We start from the raw sequence: 26,486 nt of genomic DNA on the forward strand, positions 1-26,486 counted from the left end.
ACATTATTTGTAAAAAAAAGGGTAAGAATAAAAGTGGTTATTTTGGTAGATTTCATAATGCAGGTTGTATTTGTTGAGTTATTCAAACCTATCAGGACTGAAAACCGATATATCCGTTTCAAATTTCCGATTTGAAAGTATTTGACTAATCGCTTTACCCATTGCTGGTCCCAAACTAAGTCCCATCATACCTGCACCTGCAGCAATAGCAATATTTTCGTATTTACTTACTCTTCCCAAATAAGGCAAGCCGTCTGGTGTACAGGGTCTATATCCATACCAAATGTCTTGTTTTGGATAATCAACAGAGAGATTTTTCAAGTATTTGGGAATAGAATTAACAATTCCTTCTACACGGTTTTGATATATTTTGTTGTTCGGCGAGCCTAGTTCCATGGTACCGCCAAATCTTATTTTTCCATCCATTGGGGTAACTGCTACTTTAGCTTCTAGAAGCAGAGCCGCATGATTCAATTTTACATCACTTGGTGGGTTATAAAGAAAAGAATACCCTTTTCCTGGCATTAATGGTAATTTCAATCCTAATTTATTGGTCAATTCCATTAAAAATGCTCCGGGCGCAATGACAAATTCATCACCTGCGAAATTACCTTTATCCGTTACCAGCTCTTTTATTTTTTTGCCCGTAATATTATATCCTTTTACCGTAGTTTGCTCCTGAAAAATTGCTCCTTTTGATTTCAAATACGCAATAAGCTGTTTCATCAGCTTCATAGGATTCAACTTTCCATCGCATTTGTACAATATTCCGCCCAATATGTCGAATTGTACATCTGATTCCAAAGCTTGAATTTCAGCAGCGGATTTGATTTCTACATCCAATCCCAAATCTTGTGCACGCTTGGCTAGTTCTATCTCTTCGTGCTCCAAAGCCTTGGTTTTGTACAGCATCATGATGCCATTTTGTTCCAATTCAAAATCAAAATCCGACTCTTGACTTAATCTATCATAAAGTTTGCTGCTATATACATTCAAATCCCGCAATGGTTCCACATGGTTATCTACATGATTTTTGTTAGCATATTTCATAAATTTCAGCCCCCAATCCATCAGATTCCAACTTAAGGAAGGACGAACATAAAAAGGACTTTTCTTATCAAACATCCAACGTATTCCTTGCGAAATCATGCCAGGTGAAGCCATCGGTGTGAAATGGCTAGGTACGATCATTCCGGCATTTCCATACGAACAGTTATTATCTAAGGAATTTTGCTCAATGATCTGAACATTCCATCCATCATTGATTAAATAATAAGCAGCGGACAATCCTGCTATTCCGGCTCCAACTATGATTACCGTACCTTTATTCATTCTAAAAAACTCTAATTGCTGTTAAATAACTTGAAAACCTTCTTTGTAAGGATCCTGATCGTCTATAAAAATGGTATTGTACCCCGTGATTCTCGCCCATCCTTCTACCGACGGAATAATTGCCGGTTGTCCATTAACTTCAGTTACGGCTTCTACTTTTCCTGTAAATTGAGAACCGATATAACTCTCGTGAATAAATTCTTGGCCCTCTTTCAATTTGCCCTTAGCAAACCACTGCGCTATACGTGCCGAAGTGCCAGTGCCACATGGTGAACGATCCAAAGCATTTTCGCCCACTAGGACAGCATTACGTCCAGATGAATTACTTTTAGTTGGTTTTCCTGTCCACTGGATATGACTTAAACCGTGAATATTTGGATCTTCTGGATGAATAAATTCATATTTCTCATTCAATAAACGACGAATGATCTTGCCATAATGAATGAGTTGAGCCGCTGTAAAATCTGAAATATCCCCAAAATTAGGTTGCGGGTCAATAATACCATAAAAGTTTCCTCCATATGCTACGTCTACATAAATATCTCCCAAATCAGGACATTCTACATGCAAAGCTTCTTTATAAAGGAAAGATTTAACATTCGTTAGCTTTACAGAAGTTACTTTTTCACCTTCTTGTTTATAATCCACCAACACCAATCCCGCTGGTGTTTCAAGGCGTAATTTACCTGGCACTTTAGGTTTTACTAATCCTTCTTCAATAGCGATGGTGACAGTTCCAATAGTTCCGTGACCACACATTGGAAGACAACCACTGGTCTCAATATATAATACACCAACGTCATTTTGTTCATCTATGGGTGGATATAAAATACTCCCACTCATCATATCATGGCCGCGCGGTTCGAACATCAAACCTAAGCGTATCCAGTCGTATTCTTGCATAAAATGGAGCCTACGCTCCATCATACTATTACCTTTAAGAAATGGCCCTCCTCCCGCAACTAATCGTACAGGACAACCACATGTGTGTGAATCGATACAAAAAAAAGTTTTCTTCATAAATTAGGGTAAAATGCGCTTGTTATTTTCGATTCTTTCGATTTGTGTAGAGTTAGCATTTTGAAGTTCCACGGGCAACAAATCATCTGGCCAGTTTTGGAAACTAATAGGACGTAAAAAACGCTTCATGGCATCAGGTCCTACGGAAGTAAAACGACTATCCGTACTTGATGGGAATATACCACCATGCTGCATAGCATACACAACCTCTACTCCTGTTGGCATTCCATTGAATAGCAAACGTCCACATTTGTCTTTTACTAATTCGATCAATGATGAATTGGCTTGCACATCATCCTTTGTTGCAGCAAATGTAATGGTCAATTGACCACCCAATGTCGCTATTGTTTCTTCCATTTGATTAATGGAATCACATTCTACGATGATGCCACAAGGTCCAAAGACCTCTTCTTGCAGCTGTTTATTAGCGACAAAATCCTCTGCAGAAACTGTATACACGATAGCAGAAGGAAATTCGCTGTCCGCTGATGATTGTCCAACAACTGTGGCTTCCTTTGTTGCATTTAACAACTGAATCGCTGCATCATAGGATTTGCGAATGCCTGCATGCAACATATGGTTTACAGAAACAGCAGCTAATTCTTCTTTAAGAAATTGTTTCAAATGCTCCGAATCTTCATTCTTCACCAAAAAAAGAAGACCTGGATTGGTACAAAATTGACCACAACCCAGTGTTAAGGATGCAATATATTCTTTTGCAAAATTTTCTTTGTTTGCTATTACATATGCTGGTAAGGCAATAACTGGATTTAAACTGCCCATCTCTGCAAAAACAGGAATAGGTTCAGGTCTGTTTGCTCCTATTTTAAATAAAGCCATTCCACCTTGATACGATCCTGTGAAGGCTACAGCTTTCACATTAGGATGTGCCACCAAAGTCTGACCTACTTCATGAGAACTACCTGATATATAACCAAAGACAGAGTTAGGCGCACCAAAAGCTTGAAGTGCATCGTATATGGCTTTAGCCATGATACGTGAGGTGCGAGGATGTGCCGAATGCTCTTTGTAAATTACCGAACAACCTGCTCCTATCGCACTTGCGGTATCACCGCCTGCTGTAGAAAACGCAAACGGAAAGTTAGACGCCCCAAATACTACAACTGGACCTAAACCTACATTATATTTTCGAATATCGTTCTTGCCCTCCCCATTATCAATACGCGCATCTAATAACACACCCGACGCTGTCACATCAGCATACAAACGCCATTGGTGAATGGTTCTAGCTTTCTCACCGTTAAGTCGTGCCTGCGGCAAATTAGTTTCCTCTTGCGCTGTAAGAATAAGTTCTTCGCCTAATGCTTCAATATGCGAAGCAATGGTATACATTAATTCTGCTCGATCATGACGCGATAATTTTTGTAGATATTTGTGACCATCTACAGCATTTGCGACAAAAGTATCAAGCTCAGTTATGTTAGATTGTAGCATAATTATAATCCGTTAATTGCGGTCTTTGCGCTATAGCGTCTTCTATAAGTTTTTCAATTCTTTCTTTTTCTTCACCCACTAAAGGCAAACGCGGAGCACGTGTAAATGGTGTGCAGATACCTTCATATGTAGCTGCCAATTTGATATATTGAATTAATTTAGGATGAATATCCAACTCTAATAATGGCATAAACCAACGGTATAATTCTACTGCTTTTTCGTATTCACCTGCTTTAGCTAAGTTATAAAGCGCCATAGTTTCTTTAGGATAAGCATCTACTAATCCGGCTACTAAACCATCAGCACCTAACATTAATGATTCCAAACAGATTGTATCTACGCCGCCTAAAATCTTCAAACGATCACCAAATCTGTTTTTCAATCGAGTAATGTTGGCTAAATCGCGTGTGGATTCTTTTACGGCCTGAATCGTTGGTTCTTCCAACAATTCTTCCATCATATCTAGATTAATGTAAGTAGCATAATCAATAGGATTGTTGTACACCAAAATCGGTAAGGAAGAACTTTGCGCAATAGCTTTGAAAAAGGCTACTACTTCACGATCATCAGCTCTGTAACGCATTGGAGGCAATACCATTAATCCATCTGCACCTAATTTTTCTGCTTTTTGTGCAAATTCTACCGCATCTTTAGTGGTATTCTCTGTCAAATTAAGAATAACAGGAATCCTGCCATTTACGATTTCCAAAGCTTTTTCTAACAGCAAAAACTTCTCCTCTTGAGATAGAGCACTTGCTTCACCTAAAGATCCAGCAAGAATAATCCCATGCACCCCCGCTTCGATTTGCGCTTCGGTGTTCTTTGCAAACATCGCAAAGTCTATATTATACTGTTCGTCAAAAGGTGTTAAAACTGCGGGATAAATTCCTTCCCAATTTAAATTTGCCATATCTAATTTTAAATTAATAACTTACTCTCAAAAGTATTTATTAACCAAAGCAAACCCTAACCACCTATTGACAAATAGCAACCATTAATTAACTTGTTTATATATGCTTATTGATTAATGGAACTTTGGTAACGCAATACGTATTCTTTAGGGGATAAACCTGTGATAGATCTAAACACTCTATTGAAATTGGTTATGCTATTAAAGCCGCTGTTATAGGCAATCATCGAAATACAATCGTAGCGCTCATTTACCAATAATCTACACGCTTCGCTCACACGTAGTTCATTGAGGTAGCACACAAATGTCTTACCCGTGCATTTTTTAAAATAGCGACAAAAAGCTTGAGGGGTTAAATTAGCCTTTTCAGCAATGTCATTTAGGTTTAGGTCCTTGCGGAAGTTATTTTTGATGTACGTACATAGACTTACAATACGTATCGAAGCCACATCATTTATTTCCTTGATAATCGCACCAGACAGAGGAGATACATCTTTAGAAATGGTATTCAGCAGTTTCAATAGATAAATAAAATTGATTAGTCTATCCGCCCCATCAGAGTTTTGCAGGACCTCAATCTTATTGCAAACATCTTCAAGAAAATGTTTGGGCACACGAAATCCATTGCTGTAATTCGTCAGAAAATTTTGAAGACTTTTTAATTCGGGCAGGTTAAAAATATACTCCAACGAGCCTTTCAAATTGAAAAATACGGACACCGTACGGACATGTAAAGGCAGTTTATCTCCTTTGAATACATGCGGTTGATTGGCACCTATTAGAAAGACTTCACCACACTCAAACTCATGCATATTATTATCCACAATAAGCTTTCCACTCCCCTCGGCTACCCACACCAACTGATATTCGGGATGCTTATGAAAGTGCGGATAAAATGAATCCAATATCTCCTCGCGAACGAAAATAGTCCGATCATTCGGGATGTTTAAATTATAATGCAACGCTTTCATGGTTTATTAATTAGGTTAGACGTTTGCTTAAATTTAAATATTCTAAACTCAAATACACAACAAAAAAATGTAACAGGCTAAAAATAAAGTAGAATGAGATAATATTCAGTAATTGAAATGCGCTTTTTACAGACATCTTTGTAACAGAGAAAGATTCTTCTACATCTTACTGAACTCTCTTAACTAAGAACACCAATTTACTTTAAGATATTTAATTCATCAACAACTAAGCATATGAAAAGAACATCTATACTATACCTCGCTTTTTCCTTTTTTGCTTTGGTCAATCCGAAAATGGGATTTACACAAAATCCCTTTTGGGAAGAAGTCAAAAAACAGCCTGCAACACTAGGAATCGATAAAGGATCAAAAGATTTTAAGCTTACGAACTTCAATCTATCTATACTTAATTCTTCTCAAACTGTGGCAAGTCTGAAGTTAAAAACGGACAGTAAATTTGATTATACACCCGATGAGCTGTTGAATAAACGGGACAGAGATAAGTTCTTCCATTTGGGTGATTTAAACATCAGTATCAAGCCAGTTGGAAGCTCGGATTGGAAGAATTATTCCTCATCTACCAAAAGAGTAGATGTAAAGCCCATCATCGATAAAAAGTCTCTTGTGGCGGCCAATATTTCTGCAGCCTTAGGCGATATTCCACTACAAGTGAATCGTTATTGGCAAAATATCAATGGCGATTTGGTGTTGAAATTCGAAATAAAAAATACGACAAAATCCAAATATGAGATTGGAGCTTTAGGAATTCCTATGATCTTCAACAATAATTTGGATTGGAAAAATCTCGATACGGCGCACATGGACAATGTGTTTTTTGATCCGTACATCGGAAAAGATGCTGGTTATCTACAAGTCAACAGATTACATGGCAATGGGCCAAGTTTATTGGTATTGCCTTATGAAAATGCGGGGTTTGAGGCTTATAACCCTTTGAATTCGGACCCTACCCCACGAAGTATTACGTTCGAAGGTTTTCACGAATGGGTAATCCACAGCAAAGCTTATGCGGAGACCGAGTGGAAAGGTGTAGAACAGTGGAATACGCCCACATCAACCATTTTAAAGCCGGGACAAAGTAAATCCTTTGCGTTACGTTTTGTGCTTGCTCCTAGTATCAAACAGATTGAAAATGAATTAATCCGCCAACAAAGACCCATAGCCGTTGGTGTCTCGGGATATGTATTGCCGATCAACAATACCGCAAAATTATTTGTGAAATCCACAAAAGCGATCAAAAAAATACAGTCTTATCCAGCAGACGCATTAGAACTACGCAAAGAACCAAACACGGCTAATAAATGGGATAATTATACGGTAAAAGGTAAAAAGTGGGGACGCGCTCGAGTAGATATTACTTATGAAGATGGTAGCTTGCAAACCGTTCATTACAAAGTAATCAAAGCGGAAAAAGATGTGGTCAAAGATTTAGGTCATTTCTTGACTACGGTACAATGGTATGAGAATCCAAATGATTTATTTGGAAGATCACCTTCCGTTATATCTTACGATTACGAAACTAAATCGCATATCACACAGGAAAAACGCGCCTGGTACGCAGGTTTAAGTGACGAAGCCGGTGCCGCGAGTTGGTTAGCCGCGATTATGAAGCAATTGCTACAACCGCAGCCTGAAGAAATCAACAAACTTAAACGTTTTGCCAATGAAACAATGTACGGTAGAATACAACATAAAGAGGGCAAAAATAAATATGGCGTAGTAAAAAGTTTATTCTACTATGAGCCTGATTCTATGCCTGCAGGAACGTACAGTGCAGATATCAATTATAAAACTTGGTCTGCATGGCCTAAAAAAGAAGCTGATAATATCGGACGTTCGTATAATTATCCGCATGTTGCTGCCGCACATTGGGTATTATATAAACTGAGCAGAAATTATACGAATCTAGTAACCGAAGAAGGTTGGTCCAATTATTTAAGACGCGCGTACCATACAGCCATTGCTATGGTTGAAAAAGCCCCTTATTATGCCCAATTCGGACAGATGGAAGGAAGTGTATTTTTATTTATTCTCCAGGATTTGAAAAAAGAGGGATTAACCACTGAAGCTAATCATTTGGAATCCACTATGCGCAAAAGAGCGGAGCATTGGCGTACCTTAAATTACCCTTTCGGAAGCGAAATGCCTTGGGATTCTACAGGTCAGGAGGAAGTCTATATATGGTCCAAATATTTTGGATTTAATGACAAAGCTTTGGTAACCTTAAATGCCATTTTAGCCTACATGCCTACAGTGCCACATTGGGGATATAATGGAAGTGCACGACGCTATTGGGATTTTGTGTATGGAGGCAAGTTATCCCGTATCGAGCGCCAGTTGCATCATTATGGCTCGGCATTAAATTCCATTCCTGTTCTGCATGAATACAGAAATAATCCGAACGATTTTTATTTATTACGTGTAGGTCATGCTGGAATGATGGGCGCATTAGCTAATGTTACTGAGGATGGTTTTGGTCCAGCTGCTTTCCACTCCTATCCTTCTACCTTAGCCAATGATGGCATTTCTGGAGATTATGGTAGTGGTTTCTATGGTTATGCGGTGAATTCAGGCACTTATATTGTCAAACACCCTGAATTTGGATGGTTAGCATTTTCCGGAAACTTAACCCAGCAACAGCATAACATATCAGTGGAAGTGACCACCTCTTCACAAGCCAGAGTATTCTTAGCCGAAGAAAATCTGTGGGTAACTACCGAGGTTGGTGAGATCAGCAAATTCATTTATGATGAGAAAACCAAAGATGTTACTTTAACATTTAACAGTACGGTAAACAATATAGAAATCGACAACATAATTTTATCTTTGAACCAAGAAAGTGACTATAAAGTGGAAAGTTATAGTAAAAATTCCAGTGGCAGATATCTTATTCCTAAAGGAACTTCGTCGATTAAACTAAAAAAGATTTAAATTATGTTTTCAGCTGATACTTACATACAACGCAGACAACAATTAATACAAAATATCAATACCAAAGGGATTCTTTTGTTCTTAACGAACAAGGAGAATCCTATTAATTTTGAGCACAACTGCTATCCTTTCAGACAGGATAGCACTTTTTTATATTATTTTGGAATAAAAGCTGCTGGTATCTATGCAGCAATTGATTTAGATGCCAATGAAACGATTATATTCGGTGATGAAGCGAGTATAGATAATATTGTGTGGACCGGTAGATTAGAGTCTTTGCACGAAAAAGTTACTAAGTCGGGAGTACACAAAATTCTTCCCAACAAAGAAATTCATACTTACTTTCAGAAAGCTATTGCGCAAAATCGTACCATTCATTATCTACCGCCTTACCAGGCATATAATAAGATTCTACTTTCCGAATTAACGCAACAACCGATTAACAATCTTCAACCCTCGGTATCTTTTATAAAAGCTGTTGTACAGCAACGCGCTATCAAAGAAGAACAAGAAATTCAAGAGATTGAAAAAGCGTTGACTACGACTGTCGAGATGCATAAGTTAGCAATGCGTATTACCCAAGCAGGTATGAAAGAATATGAAATCATCAATGCAATGCGTCATTATGCAGAAGATCAAGGATGTACATTTGCTTATCCTCCAATTGTGACTAAGCATGGTGAAATACTACACAACTTGCATAGTCATCATGTTGTTTCATTGGGTGACATGATTCTGAATGATTCGGGATGCGAAACAGAAAAAGGTTATGCCGCTGATTTGACCCGTACCTATCCTATAGCAGGCAACTTTTCAGCCGCTCAACGCGATATTTATAACATCGTACATCAAGCCATTAATTCTGCTAGTAGTATACTTTCTCCTCAAATAAAATTCCGCGATGTACATCTTCGTTCGGCAACTACTTTAATGGAAGGTTTAAAAGATTTGGGTCTTGTCAAAGGGAATATAGAAGATGCTGTACAAGCTAACGCTTTTACCCTGTTTTTTCAATGTGGAACGGGGCATATGATGGGATTGGATGTACATGATATGGAAGACTTAGGAGAACAATATGTTGGCTACACTACAGAAGAACCAAAGGATACCCAAACATTCGGATGGAAATCTTTGCGCTTGGCGAAGAAACTAGAAGTAGGTAATGTGCTGACTGTAGAACCTGGAATTTACTTTATTCCTACGCTAATAGATATGTGGGCATCTGAGCGAAAACTATCCGAATTTATTAATTACGATAAGTTAGAAGCATATAAAAATTTTGGAGGTATTCGCATCGAAGATAATTATTTGATAATAGCAGATGGTTACCGTGTATTGGGGCCTCCTCTTGTACAATCTATTGAAGAGATTGAAAACTATCGCTCGTCTCATCTTTCATAATTCATAAAAAAATCCCTCTAGAATATTTCTAGAGGGATAAATTTTATAGATACGGATTACGACTTCCTTTGATCTATTTCAATGTGACATCTAGATACACCGAATGTCTTCGGTATGTATCATAGAACGGTTTAAATTGCACTCCATCAATTTGGAATTCTAAAGTTTTCGGATCCCCTTGTATAGTCTTACCCAAATCTTTAGCATTTAGCGTCACTTTTCTCCAATCCACTCTAGCCTCTGGCTCTTGTGCAGCTAATAAAATCGGACCATAGAAAAGACTAGCTATATTTTGCTGATCCATTACAGGATCTAAATGGAAATCAAACGCCATTTGTAGCTCAATCGTATCCCCATTTTTCCAATTCTTTTGCAAGGCTAAATAAGTGCCCGCTTCAGCTTTAACCAATTCTTGTTTACCATTTATCTTTACCACAAAACCCTTTTTTGCCCATTGTGGGACACGCACGTGCATAGTAAAATTACCCTCGCCTTTTACCACTAAACGTGTTTGATCTTCTTTTGGAAAATTAGTGATCTGCTCGATAATAACATTGCGTTCTTTCCAATCCAATGTGGAAGGAATATATAGATTCACATACAGAGACTTATTGTCGATACTTCTGTGATAAATCGCATTTTGCAATTTGGTATTACTTTCTATGGCTGTTCCGTTACAACACGTAAATCCTGTCATATTTGGATTGCCAAATTGTTTGATAGAACCTGGACGAAGCGGAACATGGTACGTATTTGCTGGTGTATTTTCATCTACAGAAGCTAAAATATGATTATATAAAGCGCGTTCATAATAATCCATGTACTCTGCCTTTTGATCAAACATAAATAAGTTGGAAGTCAGCTTCAACATATTATAAGTAGCACAAGTTTCATTTTGACCGCCTGACGAGAATCCGTTCTCATACAAAGTAGAAGGTTCCTTTGTGAAACATTCGGCATTTGCTGGATTGCGGGCACCTGCCACACCACCAATACTGTACATATAATCATTTACAGCTTTGTACCAGAAATTGTCAGCGACTTTGTAATATTCTTCTAGATTTGATACGCGGTACATTTCGATACTTCCTACGATCTGCGGTATATGCTGATTAGAATGCAACCCACGGAAAGAATCCACATTCTTGGCAAGTCCATGTGCATGATCCGCATTCCCAAAGAATAAATCTATATTATCAAAGAGCTGTGCAGTTTTAAGGTATTTACTGTCTTTTGTAATGTCTGCTAGATGCGCTAAAGTTTCATTCATACCGCCAAATTCGCCAGCGATATAAGTATTCCACATACTAATAAGCGTTTCTTTTGGCAAAGCATTCAAACGAATATGCACCCAATCTGTCATACCAATAGCAATATCCAAAGCTTTCTTATTTCCGCTTACCTCATATACATCCAAAAGTCCAGCTAATATCTTATGCAAAGTATAATAAGGAGCCCACACCTGATTTTTTTGTCCCCCATATTTAGCGCCCTTCTCCAACATAATAAATTGGTCAGGTGGATAAGCACTTAAAAATCCCTTTCCCCAATTCCAATAATCAGTACGAATACCCTCAACACTCAAATCCGAATCATAACCTTCTCTATTTGGTCCTACCGGAACTTTCAATGGATCGGCAACTGATTCACCATTGCTATTTGGCTTACCTGAAAGTTGTGCCAAATCATATAAAACATCCACCATATAGGACATTTTTTGTTCGAAATTTTGATGCAACGTCTTATCTGCTTTGGTACTAGCATAAGCCTGTGCCAATGCTGTTAAGTAATGTCCGGTCGCATGACCACGAAGTTTGGTATCCTGACTGTCCCACACTCCTAGCGGTTTAGCGCCTGTAGGTTGTGATTGTCCAAAAGCATTTCGGAACATATACAAGAAGGAATTTGGATCCGTGTTGGCTAATGTTCCTAAGAATTTATCTCTATTTTCAATAAACTTCGTTTGTTGGTTATTTGCATCTGTGTTCAAGGAAACCTGTTCCAATGGAAAGGCTGCTAATTGTACTGCAGGAGCTTTACTTGTTGTACTTGATTTAACTGTTATTATCGCCTTTGGAATCAGAGATGATCCTGGAATTTTTCCAGTAATGGTATACTGCCCAGCCTGCAACACTTCGGCATTATCAATTGGCGCAGGCCAAATGACACGTACCTTAGGTCCTACCATATTGTCTTTGTATTCGCCCTGTATATAACTTGGTAGCCTTGGCAACTCTCCCACTTGTGTTTCGATCTGTACATCCGACACTTTTACTAAATAACTATTATACAATTGAGATTGTGTAATAGGAAATTCTGGAAGATTGTCTTCCACTTTTCCCATGCGGCTTTGATCTTGACGTACGCCTTTTACTACATTATTATAAATACCTGCTATTTGTCTTTTACTTAGGGGCACCCGATAAACTCTAAAATCATGCAATAATGCTTGAAGTGAAGCATCTTTCTTCAGTGCAGAATTACCAATCCATAAGGTAGAACCTTCCACAGATCCGGAACCAAATAATTTAGCGAAATCAATAGTGAAACCCGTTTTTTCGGCTAATAATTTATTGTCCGCATATAAACTGATTGTCTTTGCAGGAGCATCTAATACCACTACTAAATGACTCCATTTATTTAAAGGAAGAGAAGCCCCTTCTAAGTTACTTCCTGCGAAATTAACATACAGTTTTCCCTTTTCTTGATAAGCAGAAAACAAAGACTTTTTATTTTTTCCAAAATCAAATATAGTTTGTGCTTTTGAATCTGATTTAGAAAATATCCAAGCAGAAATACTTAAGGATTCAATATTTAACAAGACGTCACTTGGCAAGGACAAGGATTCTGATTTCTTATTTTCAAAGGATAAGACTTTTGTGAATTTAGTATCTGTAACGAATTTTGGCTGACCGCCTTGATAAGTAGCATGTAAATTGTTGCGAGACCAATCTTTAAGATCACCATTAAAAATATATCGCGAAACCATTCCTGTTTCCCCAATACCATCTAATATTTGATCTCCACTTTGTGCCTTTCCCATATAGGAAAAACACACGCTTATTATTACAGGTAAAATCTTTGAAAATGCTTTTATAGATATCATCATCAATAAATTATAGATATATAATTGCAGAATATATTAATTCTAAAAATAGAAAATTGCTTAACACAGTTGCACAAGGATTTTAGCTAATATGATGAGGATTTTAACAAAATGAGAAATAGCTTTAGGAGAAAGCTATTGTGCAAAAAAAGAAAAGGTGGAAACTAAACTCCACCTTTTCTCTACATATTAGCGAGTCACGCGCGTCACACTTGGTAATCGCACTTCGACGAGGTATGTTCCCTCCATTTTCACTCGGAAACCAAACACTGGGTTCACATTATTGTTAGGTAGCCCATCTATTTGTGCAAATGCAGCGGGAATACGGTAATAATTCAAGTATCCCCAATCTGTACCCGCTTTGTCCACCAACTTACTTAATGGGAAAGGAGCTACTTCGAAATCACAGATGAGAGCTGTATCTGTTGTAATTACAGGATTGAATTTTACATGTGATTCGAACATTGGACGGTCTCCGCGTTTTACGATTTCACCAGCTTTAGGATTAAATGGACGTCCCGCTTTATCCACTATTTTCAAGATTACACGAGCACCTTCATTACTCACTTTACTACAGCTTAATTTTGGAGCTGTAGTTGTGGTAAATTTCTCCAAAGCATCAGAGCCTGTGGCAGCTTCGTACGTCACCTCAAACATATCATCAATACTAGGATCAACGATTTCAATGGTAGCCAAATCTTTGAATAGCTTAGTTCCTCGCGCATTCGTGAAATTAACATCGAATTTATATCGACCTAATGGCAGATTCGCAGAAGCACGATTGAATATAACTTGACCACTTACGGTGTTAAATTCCATAGGTGGCTTTTTTACCACTTCTCTTTTTAGATTTAACAATTCAACGGTTGTATCAGTCTCTGCATTAAACACCATTCCATTCTTAAAACTCAGAATTTCATAATCGTTAAAAAATTCTGCTGGAGCTGGTTCCCCTGTTTGCGCATCGCGAAGATTTAGCAATTCAAAGGTATAGGGAGGCGTACTTCCGTCTGCATTTATGCGATCGGACATAGTTAGTGACATTCCCCTTTTACAATATATAATATCAGATTTATAGCGGATATTATCACTTTGAAAGCCGTTTTCGATTTTCGAACATGCCCCAACAGCCAAACCTAAACCCACTAGTGCTACTATTTTTATTCTATTGGTTTTCATAACTTTTTAATTTAAACTATTGGGCCATTTTACCTCTATTAAAAAACAATCTGTGCGAATTGTCCAACACGTGAATTACACCTGTGGTGCTAATCAATCCGGATGTTTGACAATCAAAGGAGCGATCAAGTTCGGCATCTGGAATTTTAGAATAATCCGGTTCTTCCGAATCCAACGTCTTGATTACTTTGGTGAAATTCACAAAATCTACATAATCCAAATATGAACTATATGAATACGTTCTTCTCAATTTGATATTGAAACGCACATTAGGAATATTGCCTAGCTTACTTTCAAAATATTTGTTGTCCGTTGTCAAGTTTTCACGCATGATTTTACCATCAAAAAGATAAATCATCATAGAATCTCTTAACTCCTGTTTAGGGATATCTGTAATAGAGAAGGAAATATTCTCATTACCAACTTGAACAATTTTTTCCTGTTTCTTGGCTGCAACATAATCACGCACTCCATAATTTGTTGTTGCAAATAACGTTACATTGGAATTCACAATATCTTTGAGACCTGCATGGTCTATAATACGTACCAATGAGTCGAACTTGCCATGACTTTTCAGAAAGTCGTATGTCGTCATATTTACATTGGGATCACTCGTACCTCCATCCACTTTGTACTCATCTTTTTTACAAGAGGGACAAATAAAGAGCAGTACTAAAGCTTTAAATAATATCTTTTTCATAAATCGAATCATTACGTGTTATACTTTTCCTCTCCAATAACTTGTTTGGACCAGTTTGTTGTTGTTTTTAAATAAGGCTGGGTTAACAGGCCAATAGAATCCTTCTTGTTTGAATCTTGATCCTGACAACCACCCTACGAAATTGGTGTATTGACGTGTTCTTAATAAGTCATACATTAAATGACCTTCTAAATACATTTCTTTGCCTCTTTCCAAAGCATATTCATACATCACATCATCTTTAGATAGATTGCTAGCTAAGTACGAAGAAGCATCTGCACCATTACGCTTGCGGAAGCCATTGATAATATCGATAGCCTTACCTACTTCACCACGGTAAAGTGCAATCTCTGCTTTCAACAGTAACAAGTCACTCAAACGAAAAACGATAATGTTATTCGATAGGTAAGCATCTTGATTCTGAGAGGTATTTCGATACGTTACATTGCTATACTTGATACAAGTAGGACGATCTGTATCTAAATCTGTAAAACTCTTTTTAAGGCGTACATCCTTCTCATCAAGTGCGTATACTTCACCTTCTTTCCATTCCCACTGATTCAAATCATAATTCCAATACCAGTTCCATTCTCTTTCAATTTTGTAAAAATGGTTGGTAAGATATTCTGGATTTACGTAACATCTTGAATTAGTGCCATAATATTGAATATGTGAGGTACGTAAAAATAAATTTGCTACGTGCATATTGCTACCTTCACGGTTATTTTCGTCAATAGCAATTTCAAAAATTCCTTCTGAAGATTTTCCGATAAAAGTTTTGTAATAATTGCTTGTATCTGTTTGGAAATACATTCCACTTTGTATAACCTGATCAATAGAAGCATCTGCTTTTTGTACATCTTCCAGATTTACCGCATCTGTTTGTACATTGCTCATCGTCGCTCTCCAAAGGTATAGATGGGCTAATAAAGCATGTACAGAACCTTTATTTGCTGTTACTTTAGCTTCACCAATATTACTGTACTGCCATTCCAGAAGATCACGTGCTTTGATACAATCTTCTTCAATTTGCGTCATCACATCTGCTTTTGGGCTACGAGGCAATTCAGGAGCGGTAATAGGGTCATCATATTCTTCGGTAATAAGAGGGACATCGCCCCATACACGAACCATCATAAAGTAAGCTAAAGCTCTCAAGAAATAAGCTTCACCCAAGATTTCATTTTTAAATTTCTCCGGGTTGGCAACATCGTTAAATTGTGTTGCATCTACCGTAGGAACTCTGTTAATGAGGATATTGCTCATGGTGATCGCTTTGTAATATTTGGTCCAATCACCTAAACTTTCCACATTATATTGAAAGGTGTAATCACCATTCTGAATGCCTTCCAGACCATCACCTGCGTATTGCATGGTGAAATAGTTTTTAGCGACAGCATCCCCATACATAAAGTATCGAGGACTCACATTCCAATTACCAGAACTCATTACATCACGTATTAGTGCATAGTTACCTGCTAATGCACTACGTAAGTCAGATGATTTCTTCCAAAAAGCATCGGAATAAGTTGAGTTAACGGGTTCTTCCACTAAAAAATCTTTACATGAAGAACATAATGATATTGCGGCAACAACTGCGCAGGATGCTATTGATTTAATTATTTTATTCATGATCTCAAATTTTATAGTGACAACTCTAAACCTATTGTGTATTTACGCGGTATTGGATAACCAGCACCATTATACTCTCCATAAGGATTCACCGCTTCTGCATCTGGTAATTTTTTAGACTGTTGCCACATAAGTACATTATCCATCAAACCAAAGACGCGCATATTAGATATGCCTAATTTTCTAAGGGTATTTTTAGGTAAGTTGTACGATACAATAAAGTTTTTCCAGCGGATATATGATCCTTTTTCTAGGAAAAATGATTGAGCAGAAGTATAATAATAGCGGTATGTACCTAAATCATATTTTGCATATTGTGCTTGATCTCCAGGTTGCTTCCACATATCCAGTTTATCCAAATTTGGAGTGGAATAGTAAACAAAGTTGCTTACTGCATTACCATCTGTTGAGTTTGAGAATTGATCGGCTTCAAATAGATTCAATACATCACGATCAAATCCATAAGTAAAATGGAATGTGACCGAAAAATTTTTGTAGGAGAAAACGTTGTTCCAACCGCCAACCCATTTGAAGTTCGGATCACCCATAGGAATTTTATCAGGATTAATACCGCTATTGAAGATGTCAATTGCATAATCGCCATCTAAATCTGCAAAATAGAAGTCTCCCGGATTAAACACGCCATTGGAATTACCATATCGTTCGCCTGTATATGGATTTACTGGAATATCATCCAAAGTACTAAATACACCTAAGGTTTTATATAAGTAGAATGCATTGATTGGACTTCCTACCGATAAGATATGAGATTTGTCAAAGCGGTCACCACTCATAACCAAATCGCGGTTACCATTAGGTAAACTCATGATCCTATTCTTCACATACGAGATGTTGAAGTTAGAACGCCAATCAATTGCCGATGATTTTGGTAATACACTTGCAGAAAATTGAAAGTCTAAACCTGAGTTACGGATTGCTACAGAATTGGTTTGAGCAATATCATATCCCGTTGTAACAGGTAATTCTACATTGAATAAGCCCTCGTAATTCTCTTTGTTGAAGATATCAACCATAAAGGAATATTTACCTCCATATAAGTTGATATCGGTACCAATATTCCATTGTTTATTTTTCTCCCAACTTAAGTTACTTTGTGCCACACCGTTGTAGAAATTTGGCATGATAACGACCTGCCCATTATACGATGCTGAGCCAGAGTTACCTTGGTAGCCTCCTGCATTCACATTGTATAAGTTGTATTGTAAGTAATTACTTCCTGGCAAAGCACCCGTTAAACCGTAACTACCACGAACTTTCAGTAAACTCAACCAATCAGAATCTTTTAAGAAATTTTCTTCCGAAAGAATCCATCCTGCAGATACTGATGGAAAATAACCCCATTTGTTATTTGCTCCGAAGCGAGAAGAACCATCAGCACGAATAGCTGCTGAAAATAAATATTTGTCATCAAAGTCGTATGTCAAACGGCTTAAGTAAGACAATTGTGTCCATCGCTGAATATCTGAGGAAGCACCAATATTGTTTTGTAAAAATCCATTAACAACTTTAATCTGATCAGAAACACCTTGGCTACCCCATGCTCCCACAGTATTAAGCTTATTCTTTTCTGCTTCTTGACCTATGAAAACATCCAAATTATGTTTACCAAATGAATTCGTATAGGATAATATATTTGAAATACGCAATTGATTATCACCATACGAATATGCATAAGAATAGTTACCTGCTCCACTCATCAATTCAGTGGGACGGTTATAGTCACGTTTTGCGGAATTGATGATATAAGAAGATTGTGATGTGAATTTTAAGTTAGGCAAAATTTGTAGGTGCAAATTCAAATTCGCATTCAAATTCGTATTCTCATTTACATCCAAATTCGAATCATACTGGCCTAATAAGAATTCTTTCTTTTGTTCTGAAAGATTAAATAACGATGATGGCATACTTCCAGCACCTAATGCGATTGGGCTAGTCGAACTTCCGTTACCTCTATCACGAGCGGAATAAGAATAAGCTACAATAGGATTAATCAACAAACGTTCTTTCAGCGCTTTAGTCGCTAAATTCAAGCGACCACTGTAACGCTGGAAACCCGTGGCTTTAATAATACCATCCTCATTGAAATAGTCACCACTAAAACGATAATTTGTTGTACCGCTACCCCCTGTTACAGCCATATTTACACTGTTTACTGAACCTTTTTGATAAAACAAATCTTGCCAATCCGTGTTGCCATTGTATGCCGGATTTAAGGAATCGGTTAATAAATAAGGAAGATATCTTAAATCATTTTCTGATAATTGATTTTGCAATACGCCTAATTTTTGACGTCTCTCAGTCGCTCCCAGCGTAACTTCTCTAAGCTCTGGTCGTTGTGTGAGCCCCGAATAAGCGGTCACTTGTACTCGAGGTTCACCATTAATACCTTTTTTAGTAGTAATCATCACCACCCCATTAGCTGCTCTGGACCCGTAAATAGCAGCTGCAGAAGCGTCACGAAGTACATCCACAGACTCGATGTCGTTTGGATTAAGGCCTGCAAGATAGTTGGTCCCTGTTCCCGTATTTGGTCCCACGAATTGCTCGGTAGGTTGTGGAACACCATCAATGACATACAATGGACTAGAGATGACATTGTAATAATCATCTCCTGAATAGTCTGTACTCACTGCAGAAGATCCTCTAACCGACAAGGTTGGTGCAGCTCCAGGTGCTCCTGTGAAATTTTGCACGTTGACACCAGCAAGCCTTCCTTGCAATAACATGTCAAAACTAGCTGCTGGAATATTTTCCAGATCTTTACCCGAAATACTAGAAATAGCAGCGGTAGCTTTTTTTCGAGACACGGTTTGATAACCAATAACCACAGCTTCATCCAAGGTACTTAGCGTTTCCATTAACTGGATCCGCATTTCCGCCTGATTGACTTTAATTCGAAGCTTCTCGTAGCCAATGTAATGTACTTCCAACTCTTGATTGAGTGCTCCATTTAAAGCAAACTCTCCTTTAGAATTGGTTTGTGTTGTTAAAGATGTTTGTAAATTCTGGACAGTTGCCCCTGCTATGGGCTTGTTGTCCTGATCTACCACGACACCTTTTATTTGTTGTCCAAAACAATGTATGGAAAACAAAAGTGATGCAAGTAGTAAAATTGCTCTCATTGGAAATAATTTAGTAATGAATGGTAGTTTTATTACCAAAGTTAATCTCAATATTAAGCTTCTATATTTCAAATATTATCTACATATAACCATATTTTAACTAAAAAAATATCAAATAGCCCATACCTTGCTTTTAAATACTCCCATTATTATGGGTTTTATATAAAAAAATACAAGAACACACATTATTTACTCCAAACACTGAACATATTTATATTTTTTTTAACAAAAAAAGGCTACAATTCCTAGAAATTGCAACCTTAAAAATTGATTTACTATACTTAAAATAAAATACTAATTTTTAAACTTCACTTTTATTTCTTTTTGTACTAACCAAGGCGATGAAAGAATAATCCTTCCTTCATTTTCATTGGAATTATTTGCTTTGAAATAAATAATCATACGCCCTCTGAAAACACGGTGACGATTATCGGTATAACTTGTCATATCCGAATTATTTCCGCCTTCCATGCCCAATAAGCGAATGTTGTGTGTAGATTCAAATGTAATTTCATCTTCTGCCAAAAGCACAGGAACACCATTTTCATCTACTAATTGAATTTCAAGCTGACCTACTTCTCCATCTTTCGATATAGTAATTTCATCTCCTTGCTTGACAAAGATAGACTCTGGTCTTTTGCTTGTTTTGAGTTCTTGTCTGGATATTTCTTTTCCATTGGCATCTAATCCAACTGCCATTAACTCACCCTCTTGATAAGGAATATCCCAAAATAACACGCCAAACTTACCTTTGTCTGATTTCTTGTCGCCCACAACCTTTCCATTCAATTCAAGATATGCCTGAGCAGCATTGGTATAACACACAACACGGATCAATTGACCATTTTTGTAGTTCCAGATCGGCCAAGCATCGATTGAAGGTTCTTCATTTTTTCTACGCTCGTTGATTTGCAACACAGAAGTGTTATTATCCCAATTAGCACCTTCCAAAGGATAAGTTCCAATATAAACCATCGGCTTGTCTGACCACAAAGATTGTCTGAAATAACCTCTTGGTTTGATGTATCCTCCCAGATCTAACAATCCCGAATAAAAACCTCTTGAAGGCCAACGTCCTGATTCTCCTAAATAATCAATCCCTGTCCACAGAAATTGTCCAAAAATAAACTCATTATCCGCAACAGCTTTCCATGCTTCCAATTCATGTCTATTTTCACTTCCATAAATCACACGGTTTGGATATTTTTTATGATCTTCATGGTATTTACCTTCAGTATAATTATATCCTGCAATATCTAATGCTCCAGGATATTCTGTTTCATTAGACATCGCAACACCAGCCAAACCAGCCGTTACGGGTCTGCTCAAGTCATATTTTTTTACTACTGCTGCTAACTTTTTAGCAATAACACCTAATCGCATCGCATCCGGAGCATCTTTTTTGTAACCACCGTAAATTGCTTGTGTAAATCCTTGATTTTTGTCTCCATTTAATATAGGATGCGAATAAGGATCATTTGGATAATCCACTTCGTTACCTATACTCCAAGCAAAAATTGATAAATGGTTACGGTCTCTTTTGACCATACTAGCTAAATCCTGTTCTCCCCATTTTTCGAAAAAATCATACGTTCCCTGAAAACCTGGAGTCCCCACATTCCAGCCTTCAAGCCATTTCCTTTTCGGAAATTCCCATTCATCAAAAGCCTCATTCATTACCAATAAGCCCAGTTCATCACACAATTCGTAGATAATAGGAGATTGTGGATTATGGCTGGTTCTGACCGCGTTAACTCCGATTTCTTTCAAATTTAACAATCTTCTTTTCCACACTTCGCGATAAACTTCAGCACCTAATACACCTGCATCATGGTGAAAACAGATACCTTTCATTTTCATCCATTTATCATTCAAGGCAAAACCTTTATTGGGATCAAAAGTAAATTTGCGGAAACCAGTTTTCACAGTCGTGCTGTCTACCAACCTGTCTTTGTCAAAGATTTTAGTTATCAATTGATATAAAACAGGAGATTCTAAAGACCATAGTTGAGGTTTAGTAACTTTCAATTGCGTTTTGAAAGCGGCTTTATCATTTGCTTTTATGGCATACGAACCATTATTTTTTGCCACAACTTTTCCTTGTGGGTCTAATAATTCGTACTGTACTTTCACATTTTTTGCTTTGCTAAGTTCATTTACCAAGTTTAATTCTATTTGCAATGTGCCTGCATCTTTATTCAATTCAGGATAACAATAAAGCCCCCACAAATCAATATGCAATGGTTCTGATTTCACTAACCACACATCACGATAGATTCCTGATCCAGTATACCAGCGCGAATCTGCATCTTGGCTATGATCTACGCGAACAGCAATGACATTTTCTTCACCATATTTTAAGTGAGGAGTCATATCGTACATAAACGATATATAACCATTTGGTCTATGTCCTAAAGGCTGTCCATTGATATACACATCGCTACGATTGTAAACACCTTCGAAGTATACAAAAACTTTTTTTCCAGTGTCTTCTTTCGGAATGTTTACAACTTTGTAATACCAACCTATTCCGCCAGGCAAATAACCAGTTGCAGAAGCTAAGGAAGGATTCAATGTTTGTTTTACAGTCCAGTCATGTGGCAGATCTAATCGTTGAAACGAACGATCAAACTGTTGTTGATTCTGTCCATTTTGGATATCATTTAGTTTAAAATACCATCCCTGGTTAATATTTGTTGTTGTTCCAAAACCAGGTTTAGCGTGTAAAATGTTTGCGAAGCAGCAAAAAAATAAAAAGGTAATTAGTGCATTAAAAAAAGGTTTCATTATAGGCTAGGTTTTACTGGTAAAATATTTCCTTCACTGTCAAAAGTCAATGGATCAATACAAACTTCTCGGTGAAATCCCGCTGCATCTCCCATATGGATACCATTTGGAATGCTAAAACGGTGGTAAACAATATACCATTCGTCTTTTCCAGGAACTTGGATCACCGAATTATGACCGGTACCAAAGATACCTCTTGAAGGATCTTTTTGCAATATTTTATTGTTTTCTGGAACAATTATTTTGCCGGTAGGTGAATCCGAATAGCCATAACGGACGCTGTAATTTTGGCTTCTTGTATCATCTTCAGACCAGAAGAAATAGTATCTACCGTTTCTATAAATTACAAAAGCTCCTTCGCGGAAAGTGCCATTAGGTGTAATGACTTTCATCGTATTTTTCTTAATACGAAGCATGTCCTTTTCTAATTCTGCGACAGCTAAATAGCCATTACCCCAATATAAATAGCTCTTTCCCGATTTGGGATCATTGAATACAGCCGGATCAATTTCCTGACCACGATTGATTCCTTCAGGTTTGAAATCTATCAAAGGTTTTCCGGAATCTTTGAATGGTCCTGTTGGTTCGTCAGCTACTGCAACACCGATCTTCTGCGCTGCGGTGAAGTAATAGAAATATTTATAGTTTTTGCCTATTTTTTTCTCTGTAATCGTCGGTGCCCAAGCGTTACGGTTGCCCCAAGGCACATCTTTTTTCAAATCCAAAATTACACCTTCGTCTTTCCAGTCTTTTAGATTTTCAGAAGAGAAAGTTTTGAAATAATAACCTCCCCAACCGTCAAAACCATCACTGGTTGGATATAAGAAGTACTTTTTGTGTTTATGTGAATAGATGATATCTGGGTCTGCATAGTAACCTTCTAAAACTGGATTCTGCGCTTTAGGAATTTCAATACCTTCAGGTTTACCCCATTTATTGGTCAAGGCGATTAATTCGGATCTAGAAAGAGGAATAATAGAACCATGTCTAGGATGGAAATCCATAGAAATCTTTTGGTCAATCAGATGAAATCTATCTAAATCTGTACTTTCACAAAAATCATAACGTCCCTTATGATATACATCATACATCAAAATGTATTTGTCCGAATGATTTAATTTGAAGATACTTGATCCTTCTACCGCATCACGTGTTTGTTGTTTGTAACCAGGTTGTTCTATCCATTTTCCTGATGTCAAAGAATCTGTAATCGCTAAGCGCAATCCATTACCATGACCTTCTGTTTTGTAAAACATGTAGAACAATCCATTCTTATTGATGATGTCTCCATCTATACAAGACTTTCCATTCTTTGGAATAAATAACGGTTTAGGTTCAGTTTCCAAATCTGTAAAATCAGCATTGGCATAAGAATAATAAATGATATCAGGTCCATCTCCGTGTTTCATCGACCAATAAACCATATATTTTCCTACAGCTTCATCATAAATAGTTTGAGGTGCCCAAACACGTTTCAAATCTTCATGGCCTTTGAATCTTTTTTGAATATGAATGTTGGAATGTGTCCAGGTCAGCAGGTCTTTTGATTTCAATAAAACCATAGCACGATTGGAATCCCAACCTTTAGATGACGTCATATCCGTCAACACCATGTAGAATGTTTTATCATCGTGCCCACGTAATACATGCGGATCACGTACACCTCCTGTCAGACTTATTTCGGATGAATTTAAGACAGGTTCATTCTTATTCAAAGCCTTAAAGTTGTAGCCGTCCGTACTCACAGCATAACAAACGACTTCATTTTCTACTGCATTACCTTTGAAATAGGTAAAAAGGTATCCCACATAATCCTTTTCGGACGGACCTGATTTGTACTCCTGGGCATTGGTCCCAATACCCATAAATTGAATAACCAAAATGAGTCCCACAATCATTTGGTTCGGTTTAAATTTGATTAACTTCATAATATTAGTTCAAGCTTTTTATAAAAAGTTTCTTATTGTATTCCTTCGGTAGTCATATTGATTCGTTTTATTGTGCCATCATCATTATATTCCAACAAATCAACACATACGGAGCGACTATAGCTTCCGCCATCTGTCTGAATTCCACCATTGTGATATAAGAAATACCATTTACCTTTGTATTCTACAACGGATTGATGATTGGTGTTACTATTTCCAGCAATTTCATTCAAAATACCTTTATATTCATAAGGCCCCTGAATATTATCAGCCATAGCGTAGGCTATTTTTTCTGGAAATTCAGTAGCATAAGTTAAATAATACTTTCCTTTATATTTATGAATCCATGGCGCCTCTGTAAATGAAAACCCATCGAAATTCACTTGTTTTATTTCCCCATCAATCTCAATCATATTGTCTTTAAGTTTGGCAAAATAACATTCACGATTACCCCAAAATATCCAGGGGGTACCATCATCATCAATGAATATGGCGGGATCAATACATGCCCAAGAATGCGTGGAGGCAAAACAGTCTTTGTTGGTTAATAAAGGTTTTCCCAAAGCATCTTTAAAAGGTCCTTCAGGACGATCCGCTACAGCGACACCTATACCCGTCCAGTTCGTACTGATGTACCAATAATATTTACCATTGCGCTCGGCAACATGTCCAGCAAAAGCATCACCACTTTTTGCCCATGTAAAATCTTCAATTTTTAATGGAACAGGATATTCTGTCCAAGTTTTCATGTCAGTAGTAGAGTAAACCAACCAATCTTTCATCACGTATCCGCGCTGACCTCCCGCAAAATCATGCCCCACATACATCCATAAGGTATCTCCTTGGACTAAGGCTGCTGGATCTGCTGTATAATGATGCTGAATGATAGGATTGCCTTTGGATTTAAATACATAACGATCACCTTTTTCCGTTGGCTGTACTAATTCTGGTAAAACACCTCCCCACTTGCGGTCTAAATTTCTAGCTTCCTCCTTGGTGATGGAAATAATACTTCCATGTCGAGGATCAAAATTCTTAGTAAAAGCTTCGGGTTTTTCGGTAAAAGTCGCTAAATCTTTACTTCTTTGGAATTCATAGCGCCCATCTGAATATACATCGTACATCAAAATGTACTCGTCCGAATTATTAAGTTTAAAAATACTAGAGCCTTCTACTTTCGTATTGGTTTTGGCATAGCTATCTAAATAACCATCGTTTTCTTGCCAAGGTCCCCATAAGGATTTGCTAGTGGCGACTTTAATTCCATTTTCAAATTCTTTACCGTTAGCATCTTTTGTATTTCCTTTATAAAAGAAATGATAAATTCCTTTGTCAAAAATAATATCACCATCAATGCCTCCAAATTTAGGGCTAAAAAGCAATTTTGGCTCTGCTTCAAATCCTGTAAAATCCATATTAGCATAGGCAGCATAAAAATCTAGCTTTTCATTGTGATGATAGCGAACGGTAAAATACACTAAGTATTTACCTTTCTTTGCATCATAAAATGTCTGCGGAGCCCACACCCATTTTACATTAGCAAATTTCTTAGGATAAGATTTTTCTAAGTTGATAACTTGATGTTTCCAATCCACCAGATTGTCCGAATACATCATAACAATACCTGGATTCGTATCCCACCCATCTTTAAACGTTTTCATATCTGTTGCCACAAGATAAAAACCTTTTTCTGCTCCTCGTAACAAATGCGGATCGCGAATACCACCCGTACTAGCGATAGTATCAGACGAAATAACTGCAAAATTATTGTTTATGGCTTTCCATTTTACGCCGTCTGAACTTGTTGCAAATCGCAGATGTTCTCGCTTCATCGGATCCGATTTACCTTCAAAATATGCAAATAAATAGCCTGCATAATGTGGCTCTTTATTCTGCGCATGCGCGTACATATAAGAACCTAAAATCAATAATAGTGGTATTAAAAATTTATTTAGTTTCATGATTGGTAGTAT

Annotated in this window: 15 protein-coding genes; 2 read left to right on the top strand and 13 right to left on the bottom strand. The window is 37.3% G+C overall.

Annotated features, from left to right (window positions below):
• Window positions 1-78 precede the first annotated feature (78 nt).
• From H8B04_RS03545 to H8B04_RS03565, 5 genes are all read right to left on the bottom strand, one after another.
• The gene (locus tag H8B04_RS03545; RefSeq protein ID WP_190301472.1) at window positions 79-1,332 is read right to left on the bottom strand and encodes an NAD(P)/FAD-dependent oxidoreductase; all 1,254 of its coding nucleotides are present in this window, start codon (window positions 1,330-1,332) and stop codon (window positions 79-81) included.
• Window positions 1,333-1,353: 21 nt separating this feature from the next.
• Window positions 1,354-2,352 carry a 4-hydroxyproline epimerase gene (locus H8B04_RS03550; RefSeq protein ID WP_165291149.1) on the bottom strand — a complete coding sequence of 333 codons (999 nt, stop codon included), beginning with the start codon at window positions 2,350-2,352 and terminating at the stop codon, window positions 1,354-1,356.
• Window positions 2,353-2,355: 3 nt separating this feature from the next.
• The gene (locus tag H8B04_RS03555) at window positions 2,356-3,807 is read right to left on the bottom strand and encodes an aldehyde dehydrogenase (NADP(+)) (RefSeq protein WP_223815241.1); all 1,452 of its coding nucleotides are present in this window, start codon (window positions 3,805-3,807) and stop codon (window positions 2,356-2,358) included.
• On the bottom strand, window positions 3,794-4,717 hold the full coding sequence (locus H8B04_RS03560; protein WP_165291148.1) for a dihydrodipicolinate synthase family protein: 924 nt from the start codon (window positions 4,715-4,717) through the stop codon (window positions 3,794-3,796). The genes H8B04_RS03555 and H8B04_RS03560 overlap by 14 nt, the downstream gene beginning before the upstream one ends.
• A gap of 107 nt (window positions 4,718-4,824) precedes the next feature.
• A complete protein-coding gene (locus H8B04_RS03565) occupies window positions 4,825-5,688 on the bottom strand; it encodes an AraC family transcriptional regulator (protein ID WP_165291147.1) in 864 nt (287 codons plus the stop codon).
• Window positions 5,689-5,922: 234 nt separating this feature from the next.
• On the opposite strand from H8B04_RS03565, the gene H8B04_RS03570 reads away from it, so the two are divergent.
• A complete protein-coding gene (locus H8B04_RS03570) occupies window positions 5,923-8,637 on the top strand; it encodes a DUF5695 domain-containing protein (RefSeq protein WP_223815243.1) in 2,715 nt (904 codons plus the stop codon).
• Between the two features lie 3 nt (window positions 8,638-8,640).
• Window positions 8,641-10,038, top strand: a complete 1,398-nt coding sequence (locus H8B04_RS03575; protein WP_190301473.1) for an aminopeptidase P family protein — start codon at window positions 8,641-8,643, stop codon at window positions 10,036-10,038.
• 73 nt (window positions 10,039-10,111) lie between these two features.
• Here H8B04_RS03575 and H8B04_RS03580 read toward each other — a convergent pair whose 3' ends face one another.
• From H8B04_RS03580 to H8B04_RS03615, 8 genes are all read right to left on the bottom strand, one after another.
• Window positions 10,112-13,081 (bottom strand): beta-L-arabinofuranosidase domain-containing protein, encoded by a 2,970-nt coding sequence (locus H8B04_RS03580; RefSeq protein ID WP_223815244.1) that lies wholly within the window; start codon window positions 13,079-13,081, stop codon window positions 10,112-10,114.
• Between the two features lie 252 nt (window positions 13,082-13,333).
• Window positions 13,334-14,323, bottom strand: a complete 990-nt coding sequence (locus H8B04_RS03585; protein WP_190301474.1) for a DUF5007 domain-containing protein — start codon at window positions 14,321-14,323, stop codon at window positions 13,334-13,336.
• 16 nt (window positions 14,324-14,339) lie between these two features.
• Window positions 14,340-15,023, bottom strand: a complete 684-nt coding sequence (locus H8B04_RS03590; RefSeq protein ID WP_190301475.1) for a hypothetical protein — start codon at window positions 15,021-15,023, stop codon at window positions 14,340-14,342.
• Between the two features lie 18 nt (window positions 15,024-15,041).
• A complete protein-coding gene (locus H8B04_RS03595) occupies window positions 15,042-16,655 on the bottom strand; it encodes a RagB/SusD family nutrient uptake outer membrane protein (protein ID WP_190301476.1) in 1,614 nt (537 codons plus the stop codon).
• An 11-nt stretch (window positions 16,656-16,666) separates the two neighbouring features.
• Window positions 16,667-19,798, bottom strand: a complete 3,132-nt coding sequence (locus H8B04_RS03600) for a SusC/RagA family TonB-linked outer membrane protein (RefSeq protein ID WP_190301477.1) — start codon at window positions 19,796-19,798, stop codon at window positions 16,667-16,669.
• Window positions 19,799-20,092: 294 nt separating this feature from the next.
• Window positions 20,093-22,585 (bottom strand): sugar-binding domain-containing protein, encoded by a 2,493-nt coding sequence (locus tag H8B04_RS03605; protein WP_190301478.1) that lies wholly within the window; start codon window positions 22,583-22,585, stop codon window positions 20,093-20,095.
• Window positions 22,585-24,513: a family 43 glycosylhydrolase gene (locus H8B04_RS03610; RefSeq protein WP_223815246.1), complete on the bottom strand. Its 1,929-nt coding sequence runs from the start codon at window positions 24,511-24,513 to the stop codon at window positions 22,585-22,587. The genes H8B04_RS03605 and H8B04_RS03610 overlap by 1 nt, the downstream gene beginning before the upstream one ends.
• 32 nt (window positions 24,514-24,545) lie before the next feature.
• Complete coding sequence (locus H8B04_RS03615; RefSeq protein ID WP_190301479.1) at window positions 24,546-26,474, bottom strand: family 43 glycosylhydrolase; 1,929 nt, start codon at window positions 26,472-26,474, stop codon at window positions 24,546-24,548.
• Window positions 26,475-26,486: the final 12 nt, after the last annotated feature.

This window comes from Sphingobacterium litopenaei, from assembly GCF_014692495.1.
GTDB classification, from domain to species: Bacteria; Bacteroidota; Bacteroidia; order Sphingobacteriales; family Sphingobacteriaceae; genus Sphingobacterium; species Sphingobacterium litopenaei.

Bases quoted from the DNA above. Each gene is read 5' to 3' on its own strand.
- H8B04_RS03545 (WP_190301472.1), bottom strand. From the start codon at position 1,332: ATGAATAAAGGTACGGTAATCATAGTTGGAGCCGGAATAGCAGGATTG.
- H8B04_RS03550 (WP_165291149.1), bottom strand. From the start codon at position 2,352: ATGAAGAAAACTTTTTTTTGTATCGATTCACACACATGTGGTTGTCCT.
- H8B04_RS03555 (WP_223815241.1), bottom strand. From the start codon at position 3,807: ATGCTACAATCTAACATAACTGAGCTTGATACTTTTGTCGCAAATGCT.
- H8B04_RS03560 (WP_165291148.1), bottom strand. From the start codon at position 4,717: ATGGCAAATTTAAATTGGGAAGGAATTTATCCCGCAGTTTTAACACCT.
- H8B04_RS03565 (WP_165291147.1), bottom strand. From the start codon at position 5,688: ATGAAAGCGTTGCATTATAATTTAAACATCCCGAATGATCGGACTATT.
- H8B04_RS03570 (WP_223815243.1), top strand. From the start codon at position 5,923: ATGAAAAGAACATCTATACTATACCTCGCTTTTTCCTTTTTTGCTTTG.
- H8B04_RS03575 (WP_190301473.1), top strand. From the start codon at position 8,641: ATGTTTTCAGCTGATACTTACATACAACGCAGACAACAATTAATACAA.
- H8B04_RS03580 (WP_223815244.1), bottom strand. From the start codon at position 13,081: ATGGGAAAGGCACAAAGTGGAGATCAAATATTAGATGGTATTGGGGAA.
- H8B04_RS03585 (WP_190301474.1), bottom strand. From the start codon at position 14,323: ATGAAAACCAATAGAATAAAAATAGTAGCACTAGTGGGTTTAGGTTTG.
- H8B04_RS03590 (WP_190301475.1), bottom strand. From the start codon at position 15,023: ATGAAAAAGATATTATTTAAAGCTTTAGTACTGCTCTTTATTTGTCCC.
- H8B04_RS03595 (WP_190301476.1), bottom strand. From the start codon at position 16,655: ATGAATAAAATAATTAAATCAATAGCATCCTGCGCAGTTGTTGCCGCA.
- H8B04_RS03600 (WP_190301477.1), bottom strand. From the start codon at position 19,798: ATGAGAGCAATTTTACTACTTGCATCACTTTTGTTTTCCATACATTGT.
- H8B04_RS03605 (WP_190301478.1), bottom strand. From the start codon at position 22,585: ATGAAACCTTTTTTTAATGCACTAATTACCTTTTTATTTTTTTGCTGC.
- H8B04_RS03610 (WP_223815246.1), bottom strand. From the start codon at position 24,513: ATGAAGTTAATCAAATTTAAACCGAACCAAATGATTGTGGGACTCATT.
- H8B04_RS03615 (WP_190301479.1), bottom strand. From the start codon at position 26,474: ATGAAACTAAATAAATTTTTAATACCACTATTATTGATTTTAGGTTCT.